Genomic DNA, 24,416 nt, shown 5'->3' with positions numbered 1-24,416 from the left:
AATGAATGAATTAGAGATAAAAAATGTCTTGCACCTCTCTACGAAGGATTGGTATGAAAGTTATGGAGGTATTCAACCTATTGACATAAACTCATTTTAGAAGAGATAAAACTACAAACCAAGCTAGAAGAATAGTGTTAAATTTAAATGATTATCCTGTTGAAAATAGGACTGAGCTTATTGACTTTTTATAAGTAAAACTCACAAGGATTTAAAACATTTAAATGAACTATTAGTCATTGAAGGTCGTCAAGTAACTAGAGTTTACTGGAGGTTTGAATAAGATGGATTTTCGTTTATCAATTGGTTCTAATTTGCCTAGAGAAGAATTGGGGAAATTGCTCTATGATATGATATGCGAAGTATTATTTGTAGAATTAATTGATTATGAGGCAGAAGTATGGGCTAGTTCTTATACAGAACGCATAAATGTCGGTTGCACCTATTTTTCAATGAGCATTGATTTAGATGCTGAGGAAGACTATATTGAATATTTTCGAGAAATGAACCGCGAAGCATATGGTGTAAATACGAATGTTCTTATTAGTATTCAATTTATATCCAGTACGTTTGAGATTGGATGGGTAAAACTACTGGAAGTTATTGGAAAACTGTTGCGATTGAACGATCAAGATTTGGTTTTGGAAGATGATTCCCCGGATTCATTACTGAAAAGAATTAAGGGGTCTTTACTTATCAGGGGTAATTTAGATGAATATCAAACATGGCTTATGAGTAAAGAAAATCTAGCATTACTTAATTATCCGTATGAAGAAGAAGATTTTTAAAGGCAGTGGGCATGAAAGGTAATTAATTTAATTCTGTCTGTTGATAAAATGACATAAGAGTTTGTAAGCATTTGTTTACCCATCGTTCAATACAATTAATAAACACCACAATAACGAGCGGAACCGCCCGTGTTTTGGTGTTTTTTGTCCTTGTCACTGTTTGGCGGTTGATAAATAGCCCGCGTTCAGTATGGAATGAATCGGGCGACTAGGTCTAAGTAGACTTAACTCATGTAATATCCGTAAAGATGGTCATAGACTGAAAAAAATTTAATTCTGACTACTTATCTAGGGATTGTAACGATGATTATGCTGTAAAGAAATCTCTAGTGACGACCAGTTTACATGTTTTCGAAATCAGTTAATAAAAAGGTCAATTATGTTATACCATTGATTGACCTTTTTATTATCTAAAAGTCTAAATTGTACAGAAACAATAACGGTTCTAATTGAAATTTCCGACCCACTACATAGTTGGTAATGAAAAGCCAAATCCTAATTCTAAAAGGATTATAGGAGATAAAATATCGTATACCCTCATTGGAAAAAGATAATGTTAAAAGAAATCAGATAGGACTAAAAGTCACTCTTCCATATCAATCAATTCATGAATGTGTATATTCAGCGCCTTGCAAATCTGCTCAAGGGTACTGATATAAATTCTGTCCGTCGTCCCTCTGCAAAGGGCATTTATTGTTCCAGGACGCATATTAACCATAATTGCAAACTGACGCTGAGAAATATTCCGCTCATCTAATAGTTGTTGCAACTTAATTTTGATTTTCATTGTAATTTTCCCCCAAGTCTTATATAGAACAATATACCATGAATTAATAAAAAAGCATTGACCGTTACGCTGTAACGTCATATAATTAGTTGTGTGACGTTATAACGTAACGCCGAAAAGTAAGAATAACGGCACAAGAAAAGAAACTGCGAATAATTCGAAAGGATCATTGAAATCTGTACGAAAGGGAGAATGAAAAATGAAAAGCATGCTGGAAGCATTATATTGTGGTGAATTTCGCCCGGAAGAGAAGATCGATCCCGAGAGATCCCGAGTTCCGTAGAATAAGAAGAGAGATATCCGAAGCCAAAGGAATGTGGAAAGGGAAACTGTCTACCGATAATTTCAATCAGCTTGAAGCGCTACTCGATTTGCACAGACAGACCGAGTCGATGCAGGCTACATCTACTTTCATAAATGGGTTTCAACTTGGGGCGTTAATGATGATGGAAATATACGCGGCTAAGAAAGAACTTATTTATGGTTTATGATAATTAATCGGTAACACAAATTTGAAAATATGTGGTTAGCGAAAAGCTTGTTTCTACTTTGTTTTAGTAGGAATAGGCTTTTTTCGTTGCGATATAAAGCTATATAAGTTGAACTATTGAAATGCTGATGGATTTTTTGTTGAATTATTTTATGAAGCATGTGCTGGATCAAGACTTGCCGCTTAGGCTAACCACTGAAGAAGCCATAGAAATAAATAAGCAATAGGAGGAATGGCGGCTAGCGAACTATGGAATTGACCAGTGCGAGAAAAACCAGGAGTATAACGAAAAAAGCCTAGAGTTCGTCATTAAAGGGAACTATGCGGACGAAGCCACCGGGCTAGGCATTGGAGCAAACGTGCTTCTAGGATTAACGGGACTTGACCTACCGGCAGATGTACGAAACTTTACGCACTGAGAATGGAGCTGGGGGCATACCGGGGAAACGCTTCTGAACTCCATCTAACTGGTTCCTCTTGTTGGGGAACTCAAAAACCTGAAGTATTCCTACGAAGTGATAGAACTAGCGAGGCAAGCCGAGAATATTGATGATCTGGTGAAAGGGATCAATAAAATCGGCGGAATCGTGGATGCAGCCGGCAATCCGGTAGTCATCAACAAGCTGAGCGGCGGCACCTACGAACTGATCAATGCGAATGGCAAGGTAATTAATAAGATTGGCGACATGCCTGGCTTGCTTGATATGATGGGTTTTAAGATAGGAAAGGGGCCGGAGGTTCCTAAGACTGCGGGTAATTCTTTTAAAGAAATCAATATTCATGGAAAAATAAATACAGAATTAGATGAAATTGATTTAGTAAACAAAATAATCTATGAGGATAAGTCTGCTACAAAATTATATATGGATAATCCAGACTTTCCACAAACTGAAGAGCAATGGGCATATAAGCAAATATATAAGAAAGGTTCAAATAGAATTCAAGCACTTCATCAGTCAGAAATCAATTTATCAAGTAGTGTTTCGGACAATCTTCCATCGGTTCAGGATATACTTCTATTAAAGATTATGTATTTAGAATTGATGCAGATACTCCACAACTAAGAGCTGCTGTTCAAAATGAATTGAATAACTTAAAAACAAAATTTCCAGAGTATAATTTTTCTGCAACGTATGGAGGGAAGAATTAATGTCAATTGGATTGTTTAGATATAATGGTGATATCAATGACCGCGATTCAGAACTTACTCTAAGTGAGAACATTTCATCTCAAAAGTTTTATGAGAAATATTGGGAGAAAGCCATACATGACTTGGGAATAAAATATATACAAGAGGGAGCTGAATTTGATAGATCAAAATTAGACGATGTTTTAGTAGAACTCGATTTATTAAGGAACTGGGCTATACAAAATTTAAATGGGACGGATTTAGAATATATGGAGGGAAGATTAGAGAATTTGCAAAAAGTCATACCAGATGCATTTATTAGTGATGATACGATCTTATATATATTTTAGAATTTCGATAGAACTTAGACAGGCAGTAACTTGATCAACAAAAAAAGGTGGTAAATTGTTGCGAAACAATTACCACCTTTTTTCTTAGCAAGCTAATATAATGGCGGTAATTTAAAAATCTGTTCTAAAATATAAAAATTGGTTGGTGTTGGCTTTATTTGAACAGAGATGACTAACCGTGCTTGAAAGTAAAGATACTCCAAGAGTTCCGCGAAGCAAGCAATGGTTTTCACCGGGAAACAAATCATTATTGCTGGACGATCATCAGGTGAAGCTGCATGCGACCGGCGGCGCAGCGCAAATTACGCTACTGGAGGGTAGCGGCATTTTGGTCACAGGCAAAGGGAGTTTGGACCTGACGGCCAAGAACATCCGAATCAACCCGGATTTCGTCGGGGCAGAGGAGACAATTCCGAGCGAAGGGGTGAATGTGAACTTATCGGCCGGCAAAACAGTGGCGCTCTTGTGTGAGGGCAGCACCCTGATGATGAGCGAAGCGGACCAAAGCATTGATGTAGTATCCGATAAGATCACGCTGGAAAGTCCCGAAAATCCAAAGGATATCCAGGTTATGTCCCAGGACGCTGTGGCAGCCCTGCTTGCCGAATATGAGGAAATGCGGCTGCGTACGCAACCTGTGTTCAAGTCGGACGGAACCCGAATTACGGGAGACGATATGGAATTATTGATAGGGTATTATATCAAATATGTGTTAGATAGGGACACGTTATTTAGCTTAATGTCCAAAGATGACGGAAACATGGAGATCGTCAAGCTATATAGGGAATGGCAGCAAAATAACTATGGATTGAGTACGCTGGAGAAGAACAGGGAGTATTTCCTAAAGAGCATGCAATTCGTCGTAGAAGGAAGCTACTCAGAGGAGGGAGCGACTGGGCTAGGTATTGGAACTAAGAGATGAAACACCGACTCAAGAATTACGGGATCGGAGGCTGCCTTGTTACTGATGTGTAATTCCGATGTGACAAAATCAAGATTTTCTCATGCCCCTGTATGTCTGTTGTGAATCCTGCCTGTAGAGTGTCTAACCTATAAAGGAAAACATTTCGAAAGGAGCAATCATCCATGAATCATCCTGTTAAGGAGTGCATTCAGAAGCCAGGGCTAACACATCGGACGATTGTTGTCCTATTCCAATTTAAACTAATAAGAATAAGTCTTTTGCTATGCTTAAGGACGTTTGGCTTAACCTAACTTAATAATATAGGAGTTCCTTTTTGGAAATTTTGCTAATTGGGCAGATGTCCTCGTTACCTTTCATGTTTACGTTAGCCTACAGCTATATTTGTTTAGTCGTCATCCATTACAAGAAGTTCATGCAAGCTGATGTTGAGTGTTTTGCAAATCTGTTCCAGGGTGTCAAAATAGGCGGCATTGACTTTATCGGAGCAGAGATGACTAACCGTGCTTGGCCGGATATTCATTCTACGGGCGAGTTCTCGCTGACTCATTCCCCGTTCTTCTAAGATTTCTTTTAAACGAAGCCGGATTGGCATTGATTAATTTCCCCCAAACGTTTTTTCGTTTCAAGTATTAATACTTTCTTCATGATATCATGAAAATCCTCTTGAATGTAACGGTGTGCCGTGATAAAATAAAAATATGATACGGAACACCGTTACAATACATAATAATTCAACTACTTATTGCGTAATTCTCTCCTTCAAGTAACACCAAAATCCTCTTGAAAAGAAGATGGAAATGAAAAGCATGCTGGAAGCATTATATTGTGGTGAATTTCGTCCGGAAGAGAAGATCGTCCCGAGAGATCCCGAGTTCCGTAGAATAAGAAGAGAGATATCTGAAGCCAAAGGAATGTGGAAAGGGAAACTGTCTGCCGATAATTTCAACCAGCTTGAAACGCTGCTCGATTTACACAGACAAACCGAGTCGATGCAGGCTACATCTTCTTTCGTAAATGGGTTTCAGCTTGTGGCGTTAATGATGATGGAAGTGTACGCAGCTAAGGAAGAGCTTCTTTATGGTTGAAGGTAATTTGCGGTAACACTTGGCAATTTATAAAAGCTTGTTTCTACTTTTATGGTGGGAGCAAGCTTTTTTTTAGCTATGAGGCAAAATTGGTTTAGGATATTTATGTTGGTACAGGTATTCAATGTTACCGTAATATTAAAGTTTGATTCCAATCCTTGCATACTAGTATAATAATCTTATCGTAGTACATTTAGGTAAGGTGAGAATATGAATTTACCGAATATTTCCAAAAATAGGAACACTCTGTCCGACCATGCTTATCAGGTTATTCGGGGGGCCATTGTTACGTTGCAGTTGGAACCGGGGCAGCTCGTATTTGAATCGGAGTTAGGGAGCACATTGGGGGTAAGCCGGACACCGATCAGGGAGGCTTTCCGCCGTTTGATGACAGAGGAGTTAATCGAGATCCTGCCGCAGCGCGGCGCCCGAATCGCATATATGTCCAAGAAGAAGATTGAGGAGGCTCGCTTTGTACGTGTAAGTCTTGAGGTGAGCGCTTTTAAAGAAGCGGCCAGGAAGTGGAACGCAAACGATGCTGCCTTCGAGAAGGGGTATCAGCAGATCAGGGGGATTTTGGAAGAGCATCGAAAAATCATTGATGAACAAAACTTCGATAGGTTCCTTGAGCTTGATGAGAGCTTCCACAGTGCGGTGTTGGAGCTTACGGGGAATTCCACGTTGATATCGATCATCAATCAAATGCGCGGCCATTTAAACCGCATGCGGTATTTAGAACTGTTGGAAACGAAGCATATGAAACAGCTTGTAAGCGAGCACGAGGCAATATTCGAAGCCATAACCGTTAATGATGAAGAGAAAACGGAACGACTGATCAGAGAGCACATTACGTCGCTTGAATATTGCACGCCGGATTTGGTTAAGAAGTACTCGCATTATTTTCAAAGCGTAGAATGAAAACAAGAACCGAAAGCGATATGCTCTCGGTTCTTGTTCTTTAACCTCAGGTTCCAAAGCATCTTCCGCTTCAGACTCTCACTGATAATTCACTTCTTCCGCGAAGTAAATCTCCTTCAAACGATCCTTTATGCGCTGAATTTCCTCTGCTGTTAACGGAGCCGTAGGATTTAGCTTGAAGTTCCTTCCGGTGACATAGCTTACATCCGTGTCCTTATTCAAGTTGTAGGGTGTCTTTGGAACCGGAACGCGGGTATAGTCGGTAAAATCAATAATAGACCATGCTTCGTCTCCATCTTCCTTGGATAAAATAATCCGCTGTGAGGCGTTTTCCGTCCACAAATAGCGCAGATTGGCCGGCGAATTATTGGAGTCCATAGCCGTCTTAATGCCGGAGCCTCTAAACATGAGCGTAAATTCCGCATGATCATTATTCGATCCGGCCAATGATTCATAAATCTGTTTCAGTCCGTCCACGCCTACAATCTCAACCTCGCGGTCGGCAGGGAAGTGATTCACAAAGTTCTCCCAGATTTGCGACATGTTATGGTTGCTGGCAAGCCAGTTAATGTCCAAAATAATGGACATGTAGTTTACCGTATTTATACGTTGAAACGGATTATCTAAATATTGTTGTGCTATATACAGTTGTGGTGCCGCATCCGTTTCATTCACATACGGGTCACCCGGATGGAGAGTCCAGCGTGAGGAATCTTTGGTATAGCGTGATCCAATCGGATCAATCGTAATCGAGTTCATGAATACGGTACCGCTATGATCAGTAAATCCTTGCGCAGGGACCATCGGATTGTCCTTATTGGACCAGTAAGGCATCAAAGGTGAACCCTCACCATACATGCCGTTCACATTATATTGTGTAGCCGACCACCCCATCGCGGAAGTGATCTTAAAGTGATCTTTAAGCCATTGGGTTTGCTCGGGATTCACCGTAAAGCTGGTCAATGATTTAGGCAGATACTTCCGATATTGGTCCGTATCCATGCTTTCAAACACCGAAGGCGACCCCAATGTACCGGATTGGTGCAGCTCATTGAGTGCATTATACCGATACATATACAACCACTCGTTCATCCGCGCTTCCCAAAAAGGGAGCTCATACAGGTTATTCGGATATCCGTCCAAAATACCGACTTCATCACCATACTGATCGACGTATTCCAACACCTTTTTAAGCTGCGGGCGATTCGTTTCTACGAAAACAAATCTATTTTCCATGGCCCAAGTTACTTTTATGTTCGGGCCAAAGTGGTCCATCAGCAATTGACGAGCCTGCTCGATTTGTTCTACCGTGGTCGTACTGCCCGCAACTTGTCCTTGCAGCATGATCGAGACAGCAAAATATTGCTTTTTGCGTTCTCCGGGTGCTACCGTTAATTCGGCATCGGATATGAAGTGAATTCCCTGGGATGGTGATTCAACTTCGATTTTGAATGGAATGACAGAGCCCACTGCAGGAATCAGATGCAGGTTGGCTATGCGTCCATCCTCGTCAAATATTCCCCTGGAATCCTCGATCCGAAGCTTCAAGTCTGACGGTAACAAACCTTGTGGTATTACCTCTCCCTTTGCATTTTGAAATACATAGGGCATACTCCAGGCTGCAGGGTCTAGAGTAATGGACTGTGGGATGGTATACGTGGCCAAGTAGACGGACCTGATTACATTTGGGTCCTCTACTGGAGGAGTTTTCCCTTTTACGATCAGCTTGGTCTGTGCTGTAAGTACCTGATAGGGCTTGGCAATGGTGATTTTTATCCCTACAGGAATGAAGCTATCAGCCGCCGGAATCTTTTCGGCATGTGCGATTTTCCCTTGTGCATCAAAAACGCCTAATTCATCACTAAATGTATAAGTAACACTTGTGACGCTGGCCGCGGGAATGCTTACCGGCCGCCCTTTATCGTAGAGCTGAAAGGACAGCTGATACAAAGGATACGTTTCCGGTTGATTTACCAGCTCCGGCGCCTTGATGGCGACCTCATCCGCTACAAAATCCACAGAATCATCCGGTGGAAGCACCGGGGGGTCTGACGGAGTTATTGGTGGTGTCACAGGCGGTGTTACTGGTGGTTTGGGATCAGACCCTGGTGGTGTCACTGGCCGATCTGGCGGCTTCGGTTCTGTTGGCGTTACCGGACCTGCTGGTGGATCAGGTCTAGGACTATGGCTTCCAGGCTCCGCGATTTGCGGATTCGCACGTTGGCCGCTAATTTCCGGCGCCAGATCGATCGCTACCTTATTCGGTTCCGGTGGGCTGGCCGGCGGATTCGCCGCTGCAGCTTCATTTCCTGATGAATCCAGCAAACGCTTGGCGCGTTCTCTCAGCTCGTCGCCGCCAAGCCATACTCGATAAGCAACCAGCGTAGCATCCTGCCGTTTCACGAATTGTTTGGGATGAAAATAATGATTCGTATCCCCCTCAATCAGCTCTAATTGCTCCATTAGCCACACGCTTGTTTGTGCATAGTCCGATATATCGGACCGGTCCGCAAAGCTGGATATACCGGAGGACGGGGTATTTTCAGAAACACCGAAATACCTGGCGTACCAAACGGCCATATCCTGGCGAGTCAGATTGTGCTTGGCACCGAATAATTGGCCGCCAATTCCTTCAGTAATGTTCTCTTCCTGCAAGACCTGTACATAGGGGAGAGCCCATGGTGACACATCGCGAAAAGAAGGTAGGCCTTTGTTATTCGCTGTTGGCTTTAAGGTTTTAGCGAAAATGCTTGCCCATTCCTGCCGCGAGATAAATTGCAAAGGCCGAAAGCTCCCATCCTTATAACCGGTAACATAACCTTGAGCAGCCATGGCCTCAATCGCATCAGCCGCATAGGAATGTTCAATATCGTTAAAGGTTCTGTCCGCAAAAACGGGAACACTATGTATGCAGAACAACCAAACAGCCAGTAAACCAGCCATGTAACTCCTAATTCGTTTTAACTTTTTTTCACACTTCATTATTTCAGATCATCGAACCTCCTTTGCGAGATAGCACAAGGTCACTTACGCCTGCACCTCCATGTTAATCTTGAAAATAGGCCTCTTTTTTCAAACGGGTTTTCATTTTCATTACATTAAACACCAAACTGTATATACTTGAATTATCGGAATAATCTCCCTGGGAATGAATAAAATCAGCAAAAAAAATGGTTCTCGCAACATACCTTTTAAAGCCATAATTCCCTATCACTTAACAATGGTTTTCATTGGTAATTGAGTGTTTAGAATAAAAAAAGATAACATCATGTGCCTCCATTCGGTATGGAGAATACAAAATGTTATCTTGTTTGGCTCTGTTATTCTTTATTCTGTGAACCCTTTAAAAACATAATAATAGCCGTTTGAAATTCCATCTTGCGGATAAGCCGCAGAATCTTCGCTTGTTACTTGACCTACAAGCTCTCGATTTATAAACGCAGGTTCTCCTTCTTCGATTAACGCTTCAGCGGACATTCCACTGATCGGTCTTACTGTACTGGACCAGAACGTAACCAGGTAAACATCGTCAGCATTAAACTGATATCGTCCTTCACTTGGTGTCCCCTCATAAAACAACTCTGCCAAAGCAGCCGCTTCCGATCCTCTCATAAAAATGCGAATATCATCGGTTCCGTTCCAGCGGTGGGGGATCCCGCCTCTTGGATTTACGTATTCTACAATTTCAGGCTCCACATCGCGAATAAAATCAACAACCGTATATTTATAAACCCCATCCGTTACACTCACGGTTGCAACTCCAGTTGTTTTCCCTGTTTTATAGCCGGTGAACCCTCCGTATACATTTGGGGTTTCGCTGATTGCGTCAAAAAATTTTTCCTGATCCATAGATCCTGCTCTTCCAGATAACGCGGCCAATCGATAGGTCCTGACCTCCGTGCCCTTATACTTATCCCAAGTGTATGCTGCAGCCGCATAAGATACTCCGCTATTCCAGCCCGCAGATACCACCATGAGAATACCAATCATCAAGAATAATGGCCATTTTTTCAACATCTTTTTCTCTCCTTTTTTTCTCCAAATCCACGCAAATGATCATTAGCATTATAGCGTTTCAACAATTCCACTAACAGTTAAATTTTAGAAGAAAATAGGATCGGAGGGCAAAAGAACTATTTTTGGGTAGTGACAAAATGATCACAAACTTGAACTTGTATACTAGCATAATGTATGCTAGTATTTCACTCAAGGCCGGCTTAAAGATGTCTGTACAGATGAGCAGTTTTGAGAAAGCGCTTTATAGCAAGTTGCAGAAGGGGATGAAGCCATGTTACTAAAGAACGGTGCAACAAAGGAAATGAAGCTTGGCAATATGATTGCTTATGGCGTAGGCGATTTTTTTGGCGGCGGTTGTTACGCTATTTTAGGGCTATGGCTTATGTTTTTCTACACGACCTACGCAGGTCTTAGCCCCATGGAAACTGGAGCTATATTGGCTATTGCTCGTGTATTCAGCGCAGTACTAGATCCAGTGATGGGTTACATCACGGACAATTTCTATCGGACCAAGCTAGGTCAGCGATATGGCAGAAGAGGTTTTTTCTTCATCCTAGGCATTCCGGCAATGTTAGTGTATGCATCTTTATGGGTATCCGGCTTTGGATTTTGGTACTATCTCATCACCTATCTAGCTTTTGATATCGTGTACTCTATGGTTATTGTACCTTACGAGACACTGGCCGCGGAAATGACCAATGATTTCAAGGTTCGTTCCAAGTTAACAGGGGTTAGAATGCTCTTTTCGACCGGAGCCGGTATTTTAGCAGCGTGGGTGCCGGGGCTTCTGATCAGCACCTTTGGTGAAAAATCACCATTGTCGTTCCTTTACATGGGATTAATTTTTACTTGCTTGTTTTCTCTGGGTACTTTCATTCTATGGAGATTCACATGGGAACGTAGAGTGGAAATTAAAGGCGATGAACCTACGATCAATTTCTTGCAAGACATGAAACGCTTAGTCATTGAACTCGCATCCACGATGAGAGTGAAGACCTTCCGGCATCATGTAGGGATGTATACGGGCGGTTTTGTAGCCAATGATATTTTAGGTTCAGTATTTACCTATTTCGTGGTCTTCGTGCTGATGCAAAGCAGTGTATTGGCTTCCCGGACATTAACGATTATGTCGATTGTTCAGTTTTGTTTTGTACCCATTTTCATAAGATTGTGCCTAAAAATCGGAAATGGAGCTTCTTATAAATTAGCTCAGATTGTGTTTATTTTAGGGGTTTTATCGTTTGTGGGCATTTATCTATTTCATCTTAACCAGATCGTCTTTCTTATTTATCTTGCCGGGGCCATCATCGGTATTGCAAAAAGCGGCATCTTCTATATCTGTTGGAATATTTACAGCTTTATGGCCGATGTTGATGAAGTTCTTACAGGAAGAAGACGTGAAGGTATATTTGCAGGAATCATGACCTTTGTTCGTAAGGCAGTTCAGGCAGTTGCGTTATTCCTGGTAGGTGTGGTATTGGAGGAGTTTGGTTTTATTTCGGGTAGTACATTACAATCCCCGCAAGCTATAAACGGAGTTGTAACCGTTTTCTTTGTAGGGACCTTCATCTTTTTAATATTCGGGTTCCTAGTTTCCTTACGCTTTAAGCTGACCCAAAAAAATCATACCACTTTGGTTAACGAAGTGGAACGTCTTAAGAAAGGTGGTTCCATGGCCGATGTTGATTCCCATACTAAGAAAGTGGTTGAGGATCTGACAGGTTGGCCGTACGAGCAAAACTGGGGAAATAACAACGTAGGTTATGATGCAAGACTTAAACATTCCTAAAGCAGAAAAGGAAGCGATTACTATGACCAGAGTACCTTTTGAAACCATGAAAAACGAAATTAAACGAGCGTTTATGAGTGTTGGGATGACAGAGGAGAAAGCCGATATTTGCGCACAAGTTCATACCGAAACCAGCTGCGACGGCGTTTATTCGCACGGACTGAATCGTGTAGCACGCTTTGTCGATTATGTAAAAAAGGGCTGGGTTGACGTGAATGCCGAACCCACCTTGTTCAAACAATTAGGATCTATTGAAATATACGATGGCAACCGGGGCCCTGGTATTTTGAATGCGATTAAAGCGGTCGACAGAGCGATGGAGATTGCCAAGGAAAATGGTGTAGGTATTGTAACGCTAAGAAATACGACCCACTGGATGCGCGGGGGGACTTATGGCTGGAGAGCGGCCCAAAAAGGATTTATTGCGATTAGTTGGACCAATACGGAATCCTGCATGCCAGCTTGGGGAGGCAAGAATACCCGCTTAGGCAACAACCCGTTTGTTATGGCCGTACCTAGAGAAAAAGGGTCTATCGTCCTTGATATGGCTATGTCCCAATATTCTTATGGAAAACTGCAGGTTACACGTTTGAAAAACGAACTTCTTCCTTTCCCCGGAGGTTTTGATGAACACGGTAATTTAACCAGCGAACCAGGCCCGATTGAAAAATCGATGCGTATTTTACCAATGGGTTATTGGAAAGGATCGGGCTTCGCGGTTGTGCTTGATGCCCTTGCCGCTATGATGTCCGTAGGTCTTCCAACCAATGAAATCGATAAGGTTCAAGAAGGAAGCTGCGGGGGCTGCTCACAAGTCTTTATTGTCGTGGACCCAAGTCAAATTGGCGGAGAAGCGTATACGCAGAGCGTGGCCGACGGCATTGCTGATTACGTAAAAACGTCTGTGCCGGATAAAGAAGGCGGAGAAGTATTCTACCCCGGTGAAATTGCGGCTAATGTTCGCAAAGATCATCTGGAGAATGGCATTCTGGTTGATGATGAAGTTTGGAAAGAAGTACAGTCTCTATAATTCAGGAGAAAGGATGAGCTTAAATGATATTCGGTAACATTGAATTATTGGAGACAGCCCGCAAAGAGTATCCGAATGTAATTGCTGATGTTCTTGAATTTTTGCAAAGTGTGGCCTTCGATTCGGTTGAGGATGGCGTTCTTCCATATCAATCAGACTCTGTTGTCATCAAGGTGTTTCATGGAACAACAGAAGATGAAAGTAAAAGAACGCTGGAAAGGCACAAGAAGTATATCGATTTGCATTACGTTATCGAAGGAAGAGAGACGATCATTTTTTGTGCGCTGGATCGCAATGTGAAGGTTAAGGAAGAACTGCCCAAGGACGATCTATATCTTCTGGAAAATAGTGATAGAGAGATGAAACTGCATTTGGAACCGGGCGATTTTTCCATTTGTTTCCCATGGGATTTGCACAAGCCTTTGGTTAAAACCAATGAGTCCGAAACTATAAGAAAATTGGTAGCCAAAATCCCGGCTGATTCACTATAAGTTACTAGAGAACGGAGTGAGTGGATTGAAAGCGATACAAGTTGTAGAACCGGGGAAAATGAGACTGATCGAAAAAGAAATGCCGCGGATTATTCACTGTAACGAGGTGCTGATTAAGGTTCGCATGGTGGGCATATGCGGCTCCGACATGCACATTTATCACGGAACTTCTCCGGTTGCCACCTACCCGCGCGTAATCGGACACGAGATGGCTGGGGAAATCGTAGAAGTCGGCGCAGATGTCCACCGGCTGTCGCCTGGAGACAAGGTGGTGATGGAGCCGATCGAAACCTGCGGACAATGTTATGCCTGTAAAGCCGGCCGCAAAAATGTGTGCGCCAAGCTGCAGGTGTATGGAGTTCACAAGGATGGCTCCTTCCAGGAATATATCGTCCTTCCCGAGCATTTAGTGCATAAAGTGGACCAGCGTTTGGCTTGGGAGGAGGCGGTTTTGGTCGAACCGTTCACGATCGGCGCTCAAGCGAACTGGCGTGGTGATGTCCGGGCCGGAGATTATGTTTTTATTATGGGAGCGGGTCCGATCGGATTGTGTGCACTGCAGGTCGCCAAACTCAAAGGCGCGTTGTGCATGATTTCCGACCTAAGCGATGAGAAGCTGGCATATGCTAAGGGAGTTGGCGCCGACTATACCTTGAATCCGCTTACGGATAATGTGGCCGACGAGATTAAGCGCATAACGGGCGGATTAGGTCCGAACGTAACGATTGATGCGGTTTGTACGGAAAAAACCTTCGAACAGGCGGTGGAAATGACCTCTGTGGCCGGGCGGGTCGTTGTTCTCGGCTTTGGCGAAACTCCGTCGCAAATTCCGCAGCTGCCCATTACCAAGAAAGAAGTAACCATAGCGGGCTCCCGTTTGCAGTCGGGCAAGTTTCCTGAAGTGATAGAATGGTTTAACAGCGGAAGGATCGCGGTGAATTCTTTTGTCACACATCGTTTGGCGTTGGTGGATTTCCGTGAAGCGATCGAGCTTATCGAAACCCATCCCAACCAAGTTCGGAAAGTAGTCCTGGAACTCCATACGAAATAGAGACGGACCGAAGACTTAGGAGAAACATCTGTCATATCCTGTTGTTATTTCTTATAACAGTGCGGGTTTTACAGATGTTTTTATTTTTGTCCGCGTTAATGATTTCCCCAACTCCTATTCAAATCCGCCTCTTCCAGCCGATATAGATAAAGGTACAGAGATTAAGACAAAAAGGGAGAGAATGTAGTGAAGAAAGTTGTAAATTTATTTTTGTGTATGATGTTGATCGCAATAGCGACAACGGCATGCAGCCTGCCGGCAGCGGGGAAACTTACGGGGGCGGCCGGCGGAAACGAGGTGAAGGATTCGCTCAAGTATAACGAATACATTGACCTTAGCAATCAGATTAACGGGGGGATGTATGACTCTGTTTTCAGCAGTTATGTGAATGAGTTTGGAGCGGAGAAGGAAATTTACATCGATGACAGGTTTGACGGGTTCAGCACAACGCCGTTTATTCCGACCGTGCTCGAGCATGCCGGTAAAACATTGGATTTTGCCTCCGCCGAGCCGTCCTATGGCGCAACGGATGAGAAATTGAAAGGGTTAATGCCGATCATTATAGATCTGATGAAAGCGAATAATGACATTCAAAATTACTACACGGCGAAAACCTATGTTGATGACGATTTTAAGCAAGGCCGCGAATTACATACGCGTTTTATTTCATTGTTTGAGAAGTACATAGAGGCAAGAGAGCAATTCAACGAGGAGTTTGCGAAGATCACGAATGAGCGCAAGTATGCGGAAGCGGAGAAGCTGAAGGATGAAGATATGCTGATACGCTACTACGCGATGAGCACCGTATTGCGGGCGCAGGAGATTCAGGAGGCTTTTTACAATAAGGGAGTTGGGAACGATAACGTTCTGGATTTCGATGTTGAGGAATATGAGAAATTGTATCAATTGCTGACCGAGGATATCGAGCATTATTTTGAATATTCCAAGGATGCAGATCGGTCGAAGAAAGAAGGATGGCCAGGTCTCGAAATATTCCGGACAAGCATGGAAGGGGTAAAAGTAACGGCAACCGATATTCTCAGAATTTTGCAGGAACAAGACCCGGAAATTAACAGCGACACGGAAGGCAAAGTGACGACAGGCGGTTCTAATGCGATTTTGTCAACGTTTGACCGCAAGGTCTCTTTCCTCGTGGATGCCTACAATACCAGCATCAGGATGACGGTTGTGAATTAATTCGATGAGAAGCATGAGAGTAAGGTGGGGCGTTGTTGTATCTTTAAGCCTTCTGGTTGTACTGCTCTCGTCCTGCCAGGCGCCGCTGGAGCTGGTGAAGATCATCCGGCCGGAAGGAACAAAGCAGGCTGCCTCCACCCAGGAAGAAAAGCCCGGAACGGAAGCGGCGGCACGGAAATACGCCGGCTATAGCGCCCTGGATATTTATATCCATGGCGAAATAGCCGATGTTCTGGAACGGTACGGAGAACGGTTCGGACATAAGGAAAAATTCGTTCTGCACAAAGAGGCTCATCTGGAGTGGGGCGTAAATCTGGAGCTTAAAGAGACCTATAAACTGGCGGAGTATACGGAATTGGCCGTTAAACAGCCGGCTCTGCCCGATGTCGATGAGGCTGTGAAGAAGCTTGCTCCAAAGCTGGAAGATCTGGTCAAGATGCTTGGCGAAATCGATACCTATTACAGGTTCAAATTTTACGTCGATGACAATTTTGCGAAGGGGAAAACGCTGCATGAACAGCTGCAGGTTTTGCTGAAGGAATGGGAGCCGCTTGCGGAAGACTTTACGGCTAATCTGCATCAGTCGCTTATGAAGCAGCGAAAGCTGGACCTCGCCGATTTTAAGGCAAACGATCAGATGATCCGGTACCATGCGCTTGCATCGATCATGGCAGCGGAAGCGATTGAAGACGAACTGATTAGGCAGGGCGTGACATCGGAGACATTAAACGGCCTCGATGCCGCATCCTACCGGGTTCTGTACGATCGGCTTACAGAAGAAGTAGCCCAGTATATCGCCTTGGCTGACGATCCGGAGCGGGTAAAGCGGGAAGGGCTGGACACCTATAATTCGTATGGAAACATGCTGAAACATAAAATCATGCTGGTGAAAGCCTCCGCCACCGATTTGCTGCAGCGGGCCGAGCAATCGCGGACGTTCGATGAACACAACAAAGACGGCACGCCCAAAGACTATAAGAAGAAGCTGCAGGAGGCCATTTTGGAATACTATGTGTTTATCATTGGACCTGAATAAGGGTTGATTTTGAGAAAGGAAGTTTTTGCATGATTATTTGGAAAGGTCTGGGAATATTAAATATTGTTATCCCAGGGGTTTTGTTTTTTATTGTCAATGGTTTATTATCCCTTCTGGGGCTTGACATAATAGATGCCCGGCTGCCGCTGGCTTTTGTGTTCATCGTGTCAGGAGTTATTGTCTGGTATATAGGAAAAACGCTTAACGCCGGTGCGGGCAAAGTGCTGGTTGATATGGAAACGGGGCAACGCTACCAAATGGGATTCCAGCATAGTCTGTTTTTTATCCCTATGCATTACTGGGGCCCTATCGGCCTAGTGATAGGATTTATTCTGATTGTTGCAACGATATTTACGTAGGGTTAACTTCGCATAACATGAACATGAGCAAATTCTTTGAACACCACACTACGAGCCAGATGCTCCTATTGTGGTGTTTTTCTTTTAACGGAATCATCAGAGCGTCCTACAAGGTAATCAAGGCTTACATCAAAACAATCAGCCAGAGCGTAAGCAACTTCTAAACTAGGAGTTCGCGTCCCTCTTTCCCAAACTCCGGCTTCCTTGGTCATTGTTGAATGGAATAGTTGCACTATGTACAATTACTTATCCGCAAATGCTGCCACAACGCTTGATTAAGTGTAAAACCTGCAATTACTCCGCTATATTTCGAAGAAGAGGCAAAGAGACGAGGAAATAGATGTATGAAATGCAATTAGACGAACAATTAGGTAAATGTATATAAAGTTAGTTGTATGATTTGCAATTAATGGTCAGAGCCGAGCCGGTCAAGCACACTAAATTTTCGTTTTCGGAAGTGCTTATGCTCGGGATGTTTTCCTCGCGTTGCCACTTTTCTGAATAAACGAAAATAACCCGCCCAGGTTAGCTGCCAAGGGAACGGGTTATCTTCCGTATTATCTTGGAGGTTTCCCACCCAAGTGTCGTGCAGGGAGCCGATGGCACTCGACTCCTTTATTTATTGTTATCTTAGCATATCGCGCCGTATACCTCAATTACACAGGTTAAAATAATTAAAAGGAACCGTAAAGCGTTGTAATTTTCTGAGAGTCAATAGTTTGGAATATGTTATAATGGTTAAGAAATACTTATGTAACACTATTAATGCTTAGGGGAAAATGAAATGTTAAACAAGTATAATGATATCCCGTTATATGTTCAGTTAAAAAATAAATTACGTGAAAAAATCTTAAATGGCAGTTTAAAAGAGGGTGAAGTGTTGCCTTCGGAAAATCAGTTAATGAGAGATTTCGGTATTACACGCAGTACCATAAGAAGAGCCGTTGAAGAATTGGTGAAAGAAGGACTTGTGGAAAAAGAACAGGGGAAAGGTGCTTTTGTAAGGCTGCGTCAAACCAAACAGAATCTTTGGAACTTTCAAGGGTTTACCGATCTGTCCTTAAAGAAGAACCAACAACCTGTTACTAGAGTGCTGAAAAAAGAAATTGTTATAGAAAACAATATTACCTATTTTAAACTGGAACGTGTACGTGGAACAAAGTTAAATGACAAAACAAGATGGTTGACCATCGATCAATCCATGCTTCCTCTTGAACTATTTAAAGGTATTGATCAGTTTGATTTTAATAGTACTTCTCTATATCAAACCTTACGTAAGGAATATCAAATATTTCCACATCATGTAGTTTTGGATATCAACCCCATTATGTGCAATGATGAAATGTGCGAGAGATTGGAGCTGGACAGTCCAATTCCTTTGCTTGAGGCCAGTGGAACTGTATATAGCAAGGACGGCATGGAGATTGAAAAAATACACATTATTTATGGACCGCATTTTCAGTTTAAATTAAATCAGTATATATAATACGCTTGACAGATCGTCAGGCGTATTATATTATCGTTTTAACTTGTACGAATAACCGAACAAGTTAAAAGAGGGGGGTATTTTATGAAGGTACTAGGTATGTTATATGGTATGGCAATAGGAGACGCGCTTGGGATGCCTTCTGAGCTGTGGAGCCGTAAAAAAGTGAAATCTCATTTTGGTAATATTACTGAATTTTTAGATGGTCCAAAAGAAAATGACGTTGCTTGTAATTTTACTAAAGGACAATTTACAGACGATACGACACAGGCACTGCTTATTTTAGATGCTTTAATTGAAAATGATTTTATTCCTTCAGACACTTTAATTGCTGAAAAACTCCTGAATTGGGCAATCCGAATCGATGCTTTTGAAAATAATATATTAGGTCCAAGTTCAAAAATGGCTCTCCTGGCAATTAAAGAAGGAAAAGATGTAGAAACATTTACGAGCAAGGCGCTTACAAACGGGGCGGCAATGAGGATTGCTCCCATTGGTGCCTTATTCTCGACAGCTCAATCTAAAGAGTTAGCGCAATACGTATATGAAGTGAGTAAAGTAACTCACTCGACTGATGTATCCATCGGCGGTGCGGCCATGATTGCCTATGCTGTAAGCGCTTCAATAGAAGACAAAAACTGGGAGCAAATTATTAAGGGAGCTCTCAATATCTATGAACTGGCTTCAATGAATGGGGCGGAAACCTTTGCGGCCTCCATTCCGGAGCGCTTGAAGCTTGGCATTGAATTTGCTGATAGATACCAGGATGACGAAGAAACTTTCACACAGAAAATTTATAATGTCATTGGTTGCGGTACAATGACAAGTGAATCAGTTCCGGCTGCACTGGCGATTGCCTATTATGCGAAAGACCCGAATCGATGTGCTTTAATCTGTGCAAACCTTGGCGGAGATACCGATACGATCGGCGCGATGGCGACTGCTATTTGCGGAGCAAAATATGGTTACGAAGCGATCCGTAAAGATTGGATTGAAACCATTGATCGTGAAAATAATGTAGACTTGAAAAAATATGCTCATTTGTTAGAATCCCATAAGTCACAATTTAAAGGGGTGTAATTCATGGAGAAAGAGCAGACAATTATTCTTCAAGATGGTGAAAAAACGGGTAAACCGCGGGATTTATTTTTTATGTGGTTTGCAGCGAACATCGGAATATTAGGAATTGTATACGGTGCAATAATTGTAAACTTCCAATTAAGCTTTTTTCAGTCGATTTTAGTTGCCCTTCTCGGGCCGTTGTCTTTTGTACTGGTCGGGTATGCGAGTTTGTCCGGACGTGACAGTGGGGCGCCAACCTTCGTCATGTCCAGAGCAGCGTTCGGCTTTAAAGGTAATTTCATACCGGCTTTAGTAGGATGGTTTGGCCAAGTGGGCTGGTTATCGGTGAATGTCACGACCGGCACTTTGGTGCTCCTGTCGATCTTTAATGAATTCGGGTTAAATACAAGCACACCTTTAAAATTTATAGCCTGGTTAATCTTTGCGGGTTTGGTATTGGCGTCCGTATCGTTTAGCCAGGAAACACTGGTTAAAGCCCAAGCTTTCTTTACTTATATTTTTGGCGGCCTGACCATTATCGTACTGGCTTTCCTCATACCGAATACGGATTGGCACCATCTTTTTGGCTTGAAGTCCGGATCATGGATTTCCAGCTTCTTGCCGGCCTTGATGTTTGTCATTATAGGAACAGGACTTACTTGGACGAAGGCGGCTTCTGATTACAGTCGCTATCAAAGCAGAAAGAATTCTTCAAGATCAATCATCTTGAATGTGACCGCAGGAGCGTTCATTCCCCTATTTCTAATTATTGGAACAGGCGTTCTATTAGCGTCCAAGGTAGATGGACTAGCGAGTGCTGAAAATCCTATAGAACTAATTGGAAGCGTTTTACCGGGGTGGATGACCATTATCTATTTAATTGCCGCGCTTGGAGGAATAACTCCTATGTGCTTTATTGGACTGAAATCATCAAGACTCATTCTTGCTTCGTTTAATTTAAAGGTTAAAGACTCCACTGCCATTTCTATTCATGCTGTCCTAATCACAATTATCCCACTTTATGTACTTGTTGTTTCCAACAACTTTATGGGAAATTTCCAAACCTTTTTAAGTTATTTAGGTATTGGTTTAGCCGCATGGATAGCTATATATTTAATTGACTATACTTTCTTAAGAAGACGCGCCGGATACAGCAAATCATTGTTGGAGGATTCTTCGTTCAATCCGTTTAATGCTGGTGGTGTAGTCGGCTGGATTTTAGGTGTCAGTTCGGCTTTGATCCTGAAGAATTTTATTGAATCCAGTTATTACATCCCCATTACTCTATTAATCAGTGGAGGTTACTATTACATCTCCATACGAGCGAAAATTAAACAGACGAGTGAGGTTATATATGAGAAAGATTAATCGTAATAGGGTACTGCTTATTGGAGGCGTTTTCATCGATGTGATCGCGAAAGTTCAGCACGTCCCTGAAACGGGACAGGATATTCCGGGCGAAATGATTGACCGTATCGTGGGGGGATGCGCGTATAATGTGGCCAATGTTTTAAAGCAACTGGATGTCGAATATGATCTAATGGTTCCAATCGGCAGAGGAATTCACGCTGATATTATAAAAAAGGCGTTTAACGAAGATGGGCATAAACTGTTCATTGAAGATTCCAGCAAGGACAATGGTTGGAGCTTATCGCTTGTAGAAGAAAGCGGGGAACGTACCTTTATTACCTTTAATGGAATCGAGGAATATTGGAACGACGAATGGTTCAGTCAGATCCATTTTGAGGATTATCGTTATATTTATTTGACGGGTTATTCCCTTGAGGGACAAAAAGCCGATGTAATTCTTAATCGATTATCTAAGAACTCATCCGGCGGCAAAATCATCTTTGATCCGTCTCCGCGCATTTCTGCCATTAAAAAGGAGCACTTGGAAAAACTTTTTGCATTAAGGCCTATTGTGCACAGCAATCTAAGTGAAATTCTGGAGCTCACCGGCGAACCGGAGCTTGAACAAGCTGTTCGAAGATTACATCAATCCACCCAGAGTGAGGTTGTTGTTACGTTAGGACCCAAGGGCTCATTTTGTTACAACGGTGAACACATGATTACTCTTGATGGGAAAAAGGTGCCTGTGGTTGACACAATAGGAGCTGGAGATGCCCATACAGGCGCATTTATTGCCTCATTGCTTCATGGTCAGTCTTTAGAAAAAGCATGCGAACAAGGGAATGAAGCAGCCGCACAAGCGGTACAGGTGCAAGGCGGAAAATTTAAGCTAAATCCGTTTTGCTAAATTAGATAGGGACGAAATTGTTGAATCATTAAATCCCAATCTCTCATTTATATAACTGAGAGGTTGGGATTTTTAATAATGGAATACCCAGCGAAAGTTTGAAATTCGCTGACAGTTTCTAAATTCTCATTTAACTTCATTTATATTTGCGGCAGAGGTAGTTACTTTTACAATATATCGGAAAGTCCAAATCGAATTTTGATACATTTACCTAGGTAGAGGTTTTTTATTAACAGTTTGAGGATGTTTCCGTAATTATCTATAATGGGCCTTGGATGGATGATTAAAAAGGAGACTAAAGAACAAATAATGAAAAAAGACGACTTTGGCAACCGGATGAAGGGGTATGAGAATATTTTCAGACAAACGCTTCCTCAGCGGCTCCCCGTGATCCTTCGAATCGATGGCTCTCATTTTCACACCTTTACACGGGATATGAAAAAACCGTTCGATGAAGCGTTAATTCAAGCGTTTTGGGAGACCTGCAAGTACCTGGCGCAAAATATGATGGGCTGCAAGTTGATTTATCATCAAAGTGACGAGATATCGATTCTTTTGACCAATTATGACAAGCTGACAACGCAATCCTGGTTTGAAAATAATCTGCAAAAGATGGTTTCGGTTTCGGCCTCAATGGCTACCGCAAAGTTCAATGAGGTCATTAAAGAAGCCTATCCGGATAAACCGCTGGCTACTTTTGATAGCCGGGCTTGGGTGCTTCCTCATGATGAAGTCACTAATTATTTTCTCTGGAGACAACAAGACGCGACTAAAAACAGTATTTCGATGGTGGCCCAGGCCAACTTTCCTCATGAGGAGCTGCAGGGGTTGGACGGGGGAAAACTTCAGGATAAGCTGTTCTTGGAGAAAGGCATCAATTGGAACGACTTGCCCGTTTGGCAGAAACGTGGGGCATGCATTACAAAGCAGTTCTATAAAAAAGGAGAAGCGATACGCAGCAAATGGGATGCTGACCTCAATACGCCGATTTTTAGTCAGGATAGAGAGTACATAAACCAATACGTGTATTTGTCGAAGGATGAATAATTATGGAATGTGTTATTTTCATCGGAATTCAGGCTTCCGGGAAATCAACATTTTACAAGGAGAAATTCTTTAAAAGCCATATGAGGATAAACCTCGACATGTTAAAATCCAGGCATCGGGAGAATGTTTTTCTGGAAGCCTCCCTTCGAACCAGCCTGCCCTTTGTGGTGGATAATACGAATCCTTCCATAGAGGATCGAAAAAAATATATCGAATTAGCTAAAAAACATAAATTTAAAATCGTGGGTTATTATTTTGAACCCAATTATGATTTATCGTATGAGCGAAACGAACAGAGGCAAGGGAAAGAAAAGGTCGCGGAAATAGGGATCAAAAGCACATTAAAAAAATTGCAGCCCCCTTCATATAGTGAGGGATTTGACGAGTTGTATTTAGTGAAGTCGCATAACGATGGGTTTGTGATTGAAAAGATGACAAAGGATTGAAAGTAGGGAAGAATGCTGAATATTAGCAAAGAAACTTTGAAAATATTAAGGGATTCCGCATTTGATAAGCGGGCATGGGATGAAGCTGTGGGGATTTTGTAAAAAGGAAACTAATATACGAGGAACGAGCGCATGAACTTAGATATTGGAGAAATCCGCGGATATTACGACATTGAGAAGCCACGGGACTATGATTACGATGATTGAGTCCATCTCGGGATAAGTCCTGATAATGCCGACGTCATGACCAGGATTAGTGTACCGGGCCAACTTGGTGATTTTGAATTCTATGAAAAGGATCGTTTTCAAAAAACGCTTATTGAAGGCGTGACCTATATCCAAATCGGCCATTACGGATATGGGGAGTATGGGTTTTACGTGAAAGAAGGTGGTGACGAGGTATACGTTGGCTCTGTTTTTCATCAACCCTCAATCTATACGCTTAATAAAAACCTGAGAACGTTTTTCTTGTTTCATTTAATCAGGAATGAATTGTTAATGACCATGAAACGGCAAGGTCAATATACTTCCTATAAATATGCGTGTGAGCTGCGTAGGCTGTATGAACAATTAGATCCCTTGGCAATGCAGAATGTTGAGGGATATTGGTCACATCTGGTGGAGGACTATGAAACAGGATTATGAAACCGACCGGAGAGAGAAGTATAATCTGAGG

Annotated in this window: 26 protein-coding genes; 21 read left to right on the top strand and 5 right to left on the bottom strand. The window is 42.5% G+C overall.

Annotation, left to right across the window (positions count from 1 at the left end; all coding sequences use genetic code 11):
* The first annotated feature begins 284 nt into the window (after positions 1-284).
* Positions 285-788, top strand: a complete 504-nt coding sequence (locus tag ACLD72_RS05300; protein WP_410996436.1) for a hypothetical protein — start codon at positions 285-287, stop codon at positions 786-788.
* A 583-nt stretch (positions 789-1,371) separates the two neighbouring features.
* Here ACLD72_RS05300 and ACLD72_RS05295 read toward each other — a convergent pair.
* Positions 1,372-1,575: a helix-turn-helix domain-containing protein gene (locus ACLD72_RS05295; RefSeq protein ID WP_036619881.1), complete on the bottom strand. Its 204-nt coding sequence runs from the start codon at positions 1,573-1,575 to the stop codon at positions 1,372-1,374.
* A 227-nt stretch (positions 1,576-1,802) separates the two neighbouring features.
* Here ACLD72_RS05295 and ACLD72_RS05290 point away from each other — a divergent pair, with 227 nt between their 5' ends.
* From ACLD72_RS05290 to ACLD72_RS05275, 4 genes are all read left to right on the top strand, one after another.
* Positions 1,803-2,066 carry a DUF6809 family protein gene (locus ACLD72_RS05290; protein WP_410996434.1) on the top strand — a complete coding sequence of 88 codons (264 nt, stop codon included), beginning with the start codon at positions 1,803-1,805 and terminating at the stop codon, positions 2,064-2,066.
* A 556-nt stretch (positions 2,067-2,622) separates the two neighbouring features.
* Positions 2,623-3,129 (top strand): hypothetical protein, encoded by a 507-nt coding sequence (locus ACLD72_RS05285; protein ID WP_458475595.1) that lies wholly within the window; start codon positions 2,623-2,625, stop codon positions 3,127-3,129.
* Positions 3,130-3,214: 85 nt separating this feature from the next.
* Positions 3,215-3,544 carry a hypothetical protein gene (locus ACLD72_RS05280; protein WP_410996430.1) on the top strand — a complete coding sequence of 110 codons (330 nt, stop codon included), beginning with the start codon at positions 3,215-3,217 and terminating at the stop codon, positions 3,542-3,544.
* Positions 3,545-3,722: 178 nt separating this feature from the next.
* Positions 3,723-4,466, top strand: a complete 744-nt coding sequence (locus ACLD72_RS05275; protein WP_410996428.1) for a hypothetical protein — start codon at positions 3,723-3,725, stop codon at positions 4,464-4,466.
* Positions 4,467-4,854: 388 nt separating this feature from the next.
* Here ACLD72_RS05275 and ACLD72_RS05270 read toward each other — a convergent pair whose 3' ends face one another.
* A complete protein-coding gene (locus ACLD72_RS05270; protein ID WP_128629791.1) occupies positions 4,855-5,061 on the bottom strand; it encodes a helix-turn-helix domain-containing protein in 207 nt (68 codons plus the stop codon).
* A gap of 205 nt (positions 5,062-5,266) precedes the next feature.
* Between ACLD72_RS05270 and ACLD72_RS05265 the strand changes: the two genes are divergently transcribed.
* Together ACLD72_RS05265 and ACLD72_RS05260 are read left to right on the top strand one after the other, a co-directional pair.
* Positions 5,267-5,554, top strand: a complete 288-nt coding sequence (locus tag ACLD72_RS05265) for a DUF6809 family protein (protein ID WP_410996426.1) — start codon at positions 5,267-5,269, stop codon at positions 5,552-5,554.
* A gap of 210 nt (positions 5,555-5,764) precedes the next feature.
* A complete protein-coding gene (locus ACLD72_RS05260) occupies positions 5,765-6,472 on the top strand; it encodes a GntR family transcriptional regulator (RefSeq protein WP_410996424.1) in 708 nt (235 codons plus the stop codon).
* A gap of 78 nt (positions 6,473-6,550) precedes the next feature.
* On the opposite strand, the gene ACLD72_RS05255 is transcribed toward ACLD72_RS05260, so the two are convergent.
* Positions 6,551-9,454 carry an S-layer homology domain-containing protein gene (locus tag ACLD72_RS05255; protein WP_410996422.1) on the bottom strand — a complete coding sequence of 968 codons (2,904 nt, stop codon included), beginning with the start codon at positions 9,452-9,454 and terminating at the stop codon, positions 6,551-6,553.
* Positions 9,455-9,799: 345 nt separating this feature from the next.
* Positions 9,800-10,489, bottom strand: a complete 690-nt coding sequence (locus tag ACLD72_RS05250) for a hypothetical protein (RefSeq protein ID WP_410996420.1) — start codon at positions 10,487-10,489, stop codon at positions 9,800-9,802.
* Between the two features lie 271 nt (positions 10,490-10,760).
* On the opposite strand from ACLD72_RS05250, the gene ACLD72_RS05245 reads away from it, so the two are divergent.
* The 7 genes from ACLD72_RS05245 (at position 10,761) to ACLD72_RS05215 (ending at position 17,442) form a co-directional block, all read left to right on the top strand.
* On the top strand, positions 10,761-12,278 hold the full coding sequence (locus ACLD72_RS05245; RefSeq protein ID WP_410996418.1) for an MFS transporter: 1,518 nt from the start codon (positions 10,761-10,763) through the stop codon (positions 12,276-12,278).
* Entirely contained in the window at positions 12,253-13,308 is a 1,056-nt protein-coding gene (gene yiaK / locus ACLD72_RS05240) for a 3-dehydro-L-gulonate 2-dehydrogenase (protein ID WP_458475594.1), read from the top strand. Before ACLD72_RS05245 ends, yiaK begins: the two co-directional genes overlap by 26 nt.
* A gap of 23 nt (positions 13,309-13,331) precedes the next feature.
* Entirely contained in the window at positions 13,332-13,799 is a 468-nt protein-coding gene (locus tag ACLD72_RS05235; RefSeq protein ID WP_410996414.1) for a YhcH/YjgK/YiaL family protein, read from the top strand.
* A 25-nt stretch (positions 13,800-13,824) separates the two neighbouring features.
* Complete coding sequence (locus ACLD72_RS05230) at positions 13,825-14,850, top strand: zinc-binding alcohol dehydrogenase family protein (RefSeq protein ID WP_410996412.1); 1,026 nt, start codon at positions 13,825-13,827, stop codon at positions 14,848-14,850.
* Positions 14,851-15,066: 216 nt separating this feature from the next.
* Positions 15,067-16,047, top strand: coding sequence for a YiiG family protein (locus ACLD72_RS05225; protein ID WP_458475593.1), 981 nt, complete (start codon positions 15,067-15,069; stop codon positions 16,045-16,047).
* Between the two features lie 13 nt (positions 16,048-16,060).
* Positions 16,061-17,083 carry a DUF3829 domain-containing protein gene (locus ACLD72_RS05220; protein WP_410996408.1) on the top strand — a complete coding sequence of 341 codons (1,023 nt, stop codon included), beginning with the start codon at positions 16,061-16,063 and terminating at the stop codon, positions 17,081-17,083.
* Between the two features lie 29 nt (positions 17,084-17,112).
* On the top strand, positions 17,113-17,442 hold the full coding sequence (locus ACLD72_RS05215) for a hypothetical protein (protein ID WP_410996406.1): 330 nt from the start codon (positions 17,113-17,115) through the stop codon (positions 17,440-17,442).
* Between the two features lie 65 nt (positions 17,443-17,507).
* Here the strand turns inward: ACLD72_RS05215 and ACLD72_RS05210 are convergent, their stop codons facing one another.
* Positions 17,508-17,654, bottom strand: coding sequence for a helix-turn-helix domain-containing protein (locus tag ACLD72_RS05210; RefSeq protein ID WP_410996541.1), 147 nt, complete (start codon positions 17,652-17,654; stop codon positions 17,508-17,510).
* Between the two features lie 572 nt (positions 17,655-18,226).
* On the opposite strand from ACLD72_RS05210, the gene ACLD72_RS05205 reads away from it, so the two are divergent.
* From ACLD72_RS05205 to ACLD72_RS05175, 7 genes are all read left to right on the top strand, one after another.
* Positions 18,227-18,928, top strand: coding sequence for a GntR family transcriptional regulator (locus tag ACLD72_RS05205; RefSeq protein ID WP_251591482.1), 702 nt, complete (start codon positions 18,227-18,229; stop codon positions 18,926-18,928).
* 84 nt (positions 18,929-19,012) lie between these two features.
* Positions 19,013-20,008, top strand: coding sequence for an ADP-ribosylglycohydrolase family protein (locus tag ACLD72_RS05200; protein WP_410996404.1), 996 nt, complete (start codon positions 19,013-19,015; stop codon positions 20,006-20,008).
* Positions 20,009-20,011: 3 nt separating this feature from the next.
* Complete coding sequence (locus tag ACLD72_RS05195; RefSeq protein WP_128629780.1) at positions 20,012-21,358, top strand: purine-cytosine permease family protein; 1,347 nt, start codon at positions 20,012-20,014, stop codon at positions 21,356-21,358.
* The gene (locus ACLD72_RS05190; RefSeq protein WP_410996402.1) at positions 21,345-22,247 is read left to right on the top strand and encodes a PfkB family carbohydrate kinase; all 903 of its coding nucleotides are present in this window, start codon (positions 21,345-21,347) and stop codon (positions 22,245-22,247) included. The genes ACLD72_RS05195 and ACLD72_RS05190 overlap by 14 nt, the downstream gene beginning before the upstream one ends.
* A gap of 309 nt (positions 22,248-22,556) precedes the next feature.
* Positions 22,557-23,294: a tRNA(His) guanylyltransferase Thg1 family protein gene (locus tag ACLD72_RS05185; RefSeq protein ID WP_410996539.1), complete on the top strand. Its 738-nt coding sequence runs from the start codon at positions 22,557-22,559 to the stop codon at positions 23,292-23,294.
* A 2-nt stretch (positions 23,295-23,296) separates the two neighbouring features.
* Positions 23,297-23,740 (top strand): AAA family ATPase, encoded by a 444-nt coding sequence (locus tag ACLD72_RS05180; protein WP_410996400.1) that lies wholly within the window; start codon positions 23,297-23,299, stop codon positions 23,738-23,740.
* A gap of 243 nt (positions 23,741-23,983) precedes the next feature.
* Positions 23,984-24,385: a hypothetical protein gene (locus ACLD72_RS05175; RefSeq protein ID WP_410996398.1), complete on the top strand. Its 402-nt coding sequence runs from the start codon at positions 23,984-23,986 to the stop codon at positions 24,383-24,385.
* Positions 24,386-24,416: the final 31 nt, after the last annotated feature.

The organism is Paenibacillus lacisediminis (assembly GCF_046567315.2).
This window is presented reverse-complemented; position numbering and strand designations above follow the sequence as displayed.